At 60.0% G+C, this 6,784-nt stretch carries 6 protein-coding genes; 3 read left to right on the top strand and 3 right to left on the bottom strand.

The annotated features are described in order from the left end of the window. Nucleotides 1–42: 42 nt before the first annotated feature. A complete protein-coding gene (locus HDF15_RS20900; protein WP_184259108.1) occupies nt 43–438 on the top strand; it encodes a four helix bundle protein in 396 nt (131 codons plus the stop codon). Beyond that, a complete protein-coding gene (gene hpnI / locus HDF15_RS20905) occupies nt 435–1,637 on the top strand; it encodes a bacteriohopanetetrol glucosamine biosynthesis glycosyltransferase HpnI (protein ID WP_184259110.1) in 1,203 nt (400 codons plus the stop codon). The genes HDF15_RS20900 and hpnI overlap by 4 nt, the downstream gene beginning before the upstream one ends. 45 nt (nt 1,638–1,682) lie before the next feature. Here the strand turns inward: hpnI and HDF15_RS20910 are convergent, their stop codons facing one another. Continuing rightward, entirely contained in the window at nt 1,683–2,543 is an 861-nt protein-coding gene (locus HDF15_RS20910; protein WP_184259111.1) for a DUF1003 domain-containing protein, read from the bottom strand. Nucleotides 2,544–2,605: 62 nt separating this feature from the next. Beyond that, nucleotides 2,606–4,621 (bottom strand): glycosyltransferase family 39 protein, encoded by a 2,016-nt coding sequence (locus HDF15_RS20915; RefSeq protein ID WP_184259113.1) that lies wholly within the window; start codon nt 4,619–4,621, stop codon nt 2,606–2,608. Nucleotides 4,622–4,677: 56 nt separating this feature from the next. Here HDF15_RS20915 and HDF15_RS20920 point away from each other — a divergent pair, with 56 nt between their 5' ends. Then, nucleotides 4,678–5,820 carry a Rieske 2Fe-2S domain-containing protein gene (locus HDF15_RS20920; protein WP_184259115.1) on the top strand — a complete coding sequence of 381 codons (1,143 nt, stop codon included), beginning with the start codon at nt 4,678–4,680 and terminating at the stop codon, nt 5,818–5,820. A 5-nt stretch (nt 5,821–5,825) separates the two neighbouring features. On the opposite strand, the gene HDF15_RS20925 is transcribed toward HDF15_RS20920, so the two are convergent. Next, nucleotides 5,826–6,545, bottom strand: a complete 720-nt coding sequence (locus tag HDF15_RS20925) for an MBL fold metallo-hydrolase (protein WP_184259118.1) — start codon at nt 6,543–6,545, stop codon at nt 5,826–5,828. Nucleotides 6,546–6,784: the final 239 nt, after the last annotated feature.

The raw sequence follows: 6,784 nt of genomic DNA on the forward strand, positions 1-6,784 counted from the left end.
GTAGAGGATAGAGAGTAGAGAAAGCTTGGAGGGATGACGTAAATGGCGGTAGCAGAAAATAATTCATCCCATCGCAATTCAAGCGCGTGGCAGAAGGGGATGGAATTAGCGAGCGTTATCTACAAAGTTACCCAGCGCTTTCCAGCGGAGGAACGCTTTGGGCTCACCAATCAGCTTAGACGCGCTGCGGTATCTATTCCAAGCAATATTGCGGAAGGGAAAGGCCGGCTCACGACAGGCGAGCTTATTCAGTTTCTGGGGATTGCGAGGGGATCGACTCTCGAAGTTCAGACTCAATTGGAACTCGCTTCGATGCCTGGCTTTGGGGAGTCGGCAAGCCTTGCACTGGCACAATCACTCGCGTGTGAGGAGCTGAAGATGCTCAACGCTTCTTTAGCCACTTTGCGCGCAAAACAGGCTGCAAAGAAGCAACGATGACAATCGATTCTCTCTCTACACTCTATCCTCTACTCTCTACACTCTCTGTTGTCGTTGAAGTTATTGCGGCGCTGTTGACTGCGAGCGGCATTGCCTATGGTCTGTTGGCGCTGTTGGGAGCGCGGGCGTTTGAGCATGACGCGCGTGCCGCTGCGAAGCTGGATGCAGAAGGATTCGCTCCGGGCGTTTCAGTTCTCAAGCCTGTAAAGGGCGTCGATTCGCGCATGTATGCGGGCTTTGTGAGCCACTGTGTACAGCAGTATGCGGGCGAGTTCGAACTGCTGTTCGGCATAAGCTCGCTGGACGATCCCGCAGTCGCCGAGATTGCTCGATTGCGCATCGAGTATCCACAGCTCAACATCCGGCTGGTGGAGTGTCCGGAGCGTCTGGGGTCGAATGGCAAGGTCTCGAACCTCGCGCAGATGCTTCCGCATGCAAGCTTTGAACACATCGTCGTGAATGACAGCGACATTCTCGTCTCGCCGCGGTATTTGAGCCGGGTGCTCGCGCCTTTTGCTCAGGAGAAGACAGGTCTGGTGACTGTGCCCTACGTCGGTCAGGCAGAGGGAACTCTCTGGTCGCGGCTGGAAGCCCTGGGGATCTCGACGGATTTCATGGCAGGTGTGCTGACGGCACGCAAGCTAGAGGGCGGCATTCACTTCGGATTGGGTTCAACCCTGGCGACGACGAAGACCGCGCTTGCCGCCATCGGTGGCTTTGAAGCCCTGGTCGAGCAGCTTGCCGACGACTATGAGATGGGTGTGCGGCTATCGCGTGCGGGCTATCGCGTGGAGCTGGTTCATGAGGTCGTGGCGACCACGGTGCCTGCCTATACGTTGCGCGGCTTCTGCGAACACCAGTTGCGCTGGTCGCGGTCCACACGCGACTCTCGTCGCGCAGGTTATATCGGGCTGGGCGTGACGTATGTGCTGCCGTGGTCGCTGGCTGCGGTACTGGCCAGCGGCGGTTCGCTGTGGAGCTTCTCGTTGTTCAGTCTCGCGCTGCTGGTGCGCGTGGCCGTGGCGCTGACGGTGGGTGTCGGCATTCTGCGCGATGGGCAGGTGCTGCGCGATCTCATCCTGTTGCCGCTGCGCGATTGCTTTGGGCTGTTCTTCTGGGCGTGGAGCTACGCGTCGGATGTCGTGGTGTGGCGCGGAGAGCACTTTCGGCTGAAGCGTGGGCGGCTGGAACGGGTTTAATCACCGAAGGTCCCAGCCTCTTGTCACACATCTATGCGACTTACTCTAGCTTCGCAGATCATCCTCGCGCCTTGATTCATTTGGTCCCCGCAGATGCTCTTCAATGTCGCCGAGCTTGTCGGCGAGGAAGTGGATCTTGCGGGAGAGCGCCTGGATCTCGGTTTCCGCGCGGCGGTTAACCTCGAAGTCCAGCTCGCTGCGCAGACGGTCCTTGGTGTCCTGGCGGTTCTGGCTCATCATGATGACCGGAGCCTGGATCGCCGCGAGCATCGAGAGAAACAGGTTGAGCAGGATGAAGGGGTACGGATCCCAGGCCTTGCCCTTGAGATGGATATTGATCAGGGTGTAGATCGTCAAGGTCGCGCCAAAGAGGATGATGAAGGTCCACGAGCCGCCGAAGCTGGCGACGACGTCTGCGATGCGCTCGCCGAAGGTCTCCTGTTCGTCGATCAGTTCGTTTGCATTGCGCATTGCGCGGTTGCGAATGACGCCTTGCGCCGAATGAATATCGCGTGCGAGCACGGTCATCATGTCCAGGCCGGCCATGGGTTTCTTCAGGAGCAACGCTTCGATATCGTTGCGGTCGATCTCCAGGCAGGTGGTGGGCTCGGTCGTGGTTGCCGAGGTCTGGTGCATCGTGTTTTCGAGCATGGAGGCAAAGCCGAAGAAGTCGCCATGGCGGGGCTCGGAGAAGAGGACCTCCTGGCCATCTTCGTCGATGAGCGTGACCTCGACGGCGCCGGAGAGCATGACGAAGGCGCGTGTGCTGGGCTCGCCAACCTTGTAGATGCGTTGCTTGGCCGCGAAGTCACGGAGTTCAACCTGCTGGGAGAGCACGGCGATCTCATCGTCGTCGAGCAGGGAAAAGAGCGGAACGTGGCGAAGTTCGTACGGTTTGCAGGCCATAGACACCGGGTCAAAAGGATTGGTGAAACGTGAAAAGAATGGAAACAGGAGATGGGATGAGCTTACCGGTTCGGCTGGTTGCTGACGATCTCTTTCCCTCCATTTTTCACGAGAATGTAAACCGGCCCGGGAAGCGCAGGCAAGTTGCGAGGCTCGTCTGTGAGGGACTGCCAGAGGAAGATACGCTGCGACCCCGTCCACTTTTGCGCGATGGACTGGGGCGTCTCAAAGATCGGCGGAGCGTCGGGGAAGAAGCTCCCGTACCAGAGATTCGAGCTGCGGCCTTCGAGGATGTGGATGTCGTTGCGATGCAGGTAGAACCCAAGGGTTGAGCCGGATTCGTACTCGCCGTGAATTGCGAGGATGTCTTGCGGCTGCACCTGGGGAGCGATGGCCCTGGCCAGTTCAGCCGAGCCGATGACGGGGGCGAAGATCTGCAGGCCGAGATGCGCCGCCAACAGAAAGCCGAAGGCCCCGGCTGCCAGCGCGAGGGTGGCGGTGTGGGGCCTGTCCTTCCTGCGCAGCAGGAGCGATATCAGTGGCCCAAGGAAGAGGCTCAGGGCAGCGAGCGCCAGCGGTACGCGGAAGAGCCCGAGGGCCTGTGCGTTGAGGTCGAGAAAGTGGCCCATGCTCAGGGCATAATCTCCGGGATTTTGCTGTAGAAGTTGTGCGAGGTCGGTGTTGGGTGCGGGGGCTTTGGTGTGAAGCAGAAAATAGACGCTGACTGAAGCGAAGACTGTACCAAGAAGCAGAAGAACTCCAACGCAACGGCATACTGCGCGCCGATGAATCTGAGCCTCCGGTTTCGTCGGTGCCTGATAGGCGAGCCAACCTGCGATGAGAATTGCGACCGCGGGGAGCGCGGGCAATACGTAGTACTCCTGCCGGGTGGAGAGCGAGAAAAAGAGCAGTACAAAAGCCGCCCACACGACGCAGAGCAGGAGTCCCCGATCCTTTAGCCGCAGGTCATGCCGCCAAAGTTGGGTCCGCCATTGCTGATTGCGCCAGGGGAGTGCCCCTCCAACGGCTTTGAACACAAACGCCGACCAGGGCATCATCCACACGAAACACAGGCCCCAGAAGAGCCACAGGGGAGCAGTATCGTAGTCGTGCGGCACGCGCAGGTTCAGATAACGCAGCACGTGCTCGTTCATGAAGTAGAACCAGAACCAGCCGCGCACATTGCCGTCCGTGGGTAGCGGCACGATCCAATGCCCCTGCACAAAGTGAAACGGCGTCGGGTGTCCCTGCGTCGGGTTCGCGAGGCCTGCCAGAATGTGCCACGGCGCCGCGATCAGTAGAAAGACTCCGAGCGAAGTCCACGGATACAGTTTGCCCAGACGGCGCCAGGTCCCACGCAGCCCGCGCGTCAGCAGCAGATAGGCGAGCACGATGCCGACAGGGAAGACGATACCGATCAAGCCCTTGGTCAGAACGTTGAGAGCGCAGGCCGCGGCGAAGCCTCCGCCGTAGAGGCGAAGATGCGTCTTTGCGCCTTCAGATTCGAGATTCGAGATTCGAGTTGTGAGATCTGCCTCTCGCTGCTCGAAACTCGTGTCTCGTGTCTGATCGCTGTCACCTTGGGGCGAGCTACTGAGCTCTTCGGTGCGCCAGAAGCAGTAGAGCGCGAGCGAGATCCAGAGGCACACCCCGGCATCGGGAATGGTGATGCGCGTGAAGATGAAGAGGCCGAAGCTCGAGAGCAGAATCAGCGCCGCATACACTCCTGCTCGCGTGCTGTGAAACAGGCGTCGTGTGAAGGCTTCGATAACCAGCACCAGGGCCAGCACGGCGAACGCCAGCGGCAATCGCGCGGCTGCCGCTGAGGTGCCGAACAGCTTCATGCTCGCAGCCATCGACCAGTAGAGCAGGGGTGCTTTTTCGAGATAGCGGATCCCATTCGCGTAGAGCGTCACATAGTCGTGGCGCAGCAGCATCTCCCGCGCGACTTCGGAGTGGACAGAGTCCGCGTCGTCCAGCAGCGGCGGAGCGAACAGGGTGAAGCTGGCATAGAAAGCCAGCCACAGCAACAGCACGCTGAGCAGGGTAGATCTCGGTCGAGGGGGCACCTGGGGCATCGCCTCAAGTGTAAGCTGTGGGCCGAAGTCGGATAGACTGAGGCCCGATGGGTAATATGAGGCCAATTCGTGCGGGACAGGAACTTGTACAACTTACGGGCGCTCCTGCAAAGGACGGCCCGCCCGCCGAACTGATCTTTGGCGACTGGTATCCGGCGCTGCGGGCAAGCTCGCTCAAGCGCAAAGACACGGCAGTGATTACGCTGCTGGGCATCCCGATGCTGCTCGGCCGCAAGAGCGATGGCGCGCTCTTCGCCATGCGCGATCTCTGCCCGCACCGTGGCATCCCGCTCTCGGCGGGCTGGTTCGATGGCGAGACGGTGCAGTGCAAGTATCACGGCTGGCGCTTCGAGCCCTGCAGTGGACAGTGCCAGGAGATCCCCTCTCTCACCTCGCACGATTCGCTCGAACCGACGAAGATCTACGCGAACTCGTTCCCGGTGGTGGAGCGCGACGGCTATGCCTGGGTGTACGTGCCGGAGGCGGGAGCAGGCCGGATAACCGAAGAAGCTGCGCTGCCCCCTGTGCCGGAGCTGCCAAAGTTCGGCAACCGTTTTCGCAGCGCGCACCTACAGGCCGAGCTGCCCTGCAATGTGGATCACGGTATCATCGGCCTGATGGACCCGGCGCATGGGCCGTTCGTGCATCGTGCGTGGTGGTGGCGCAGCGCGGCGAGCATCCACGAGAAGACCAAGAAGTTTGAACCGATAGAAGACCTCGAGCATGACGGATTTAATGCTGGTTTTCGCATGTCTCCGCATGCGCCGTCTTCCAACAGCGCACCGTATCGCTTGCTGGGCAGGCCGGTGACGACGATCGATTTCGTTCTGCCGAACCGCCGCTACGAGACGATTCTTGCGGAGAACGCGCGTGGGAAGAAGCGCTGGTTCTCCTCGTTGACGACAGTGACTCCGGTTACGGCCTCTACCTGCCGCATCGACGTGATCGCGGCGTGGGATATCGCGTATCACGTACCTTTCATCACGCCGATCGCCCGGTACTTCGGCGCACGGTTCGTCCAGCAGGACCAGCAGACGATGATCGAGCAAGCGCGTGGCCTGCGCTCCAACCCCGGCCTCATGCTGATCGACGACGCTGACAAACCCGCCAAGTGGTACTTTGCGCTCAAGCAGCGCAGGCTGAAGGGTGTTGGAGAGCATCCGCTGAGTGGGCCGGTAGAGCTGCACTGGCGGAGCTGAGGAAATTACGCACCAGCTTCTTGCAGCGCTGCTTCCAGTAGCTCGCGGCTACCTTCAACGATACGTCCGTGGCCGGCGGCGATGCGATGGAAGGGGGCTTCGAGGGGCATCGTATCCAACAGTTGCCGTATGCTGGCCTTCATCGTCGGCGCATTCCACGAGGCCCAGCCGGGAAGCAGAAAGTACCATGGCCCGACGCCGGGAATATGAACGTTGCCGCCCACGGTGACCAGGGAATCGCCCGCATAGAGCGTACCGTCACGCTCGTCGTAGAAGCTGAAGTGGCCTGGGGTGTGTCCCGGCGTCGCGAGGCAGCGCAAGGAGCCGAAGAGCTCAAAGTTGGCTACGAGATGCGTTGGCACGGTGTTGGCTCCCGGCAGGCTGCCTTTGATCTTGCTCTGCGGCTCGCCGGGGTCGAGTGAGAGGTCCTGCGCAGGTTTCTTCGGGAGCAGGCGCGCGTCGCGGTGGCTGATGGCGACATCGATCCTGCCGAGCCGTTGCGACAGTTCGTCAAGCGAACCGATGTGGTCGCCGTGCGCGTGCGTGAGCAGGATGCGGTTGATTGGCCCTCCAAGGCTCTTTGCCGCGTTAAGGAAGTCATCCGCAGAGCCTGGCAGCCCGGTATCGATCAGCGTGAAGCCATCGTTCTCTCGTACAAGGTACGAGTTGACCAGGCCGAAGCGTGTGAGCTGCCATGCATTGCTGGAGAGTGGTGTGATCTTCACGGAGAAAGCTCCTTGAGTTTGCACGTGCGAGCAAACTGTCTCTCATTGGATGCAGCAGGAGACGCTTCGGTGGAGAGTGTTGGAGACCTAAGGTATCCATCCAATTTCTTTCGTAGCGTGCAGACATTTTGCTGTGGCAAGAATCGGAAGATTCTCTCTTGAGAAGCAAGGACTTTTCCTAGTTAGGGTGAAGATTTTCTAAGAGGTAAGGAGATTGGGGAAGAGTTTGTCTCCATTGT

This window comes from Granulicella mallensis (genome assembly GCF_014203225.1).
GTDB lineage: Bacteria > Acidobacteriota > Terriglobia > Terriglobales > Acidobacteriaceae > Granulicella > Granulicella mallensis_A.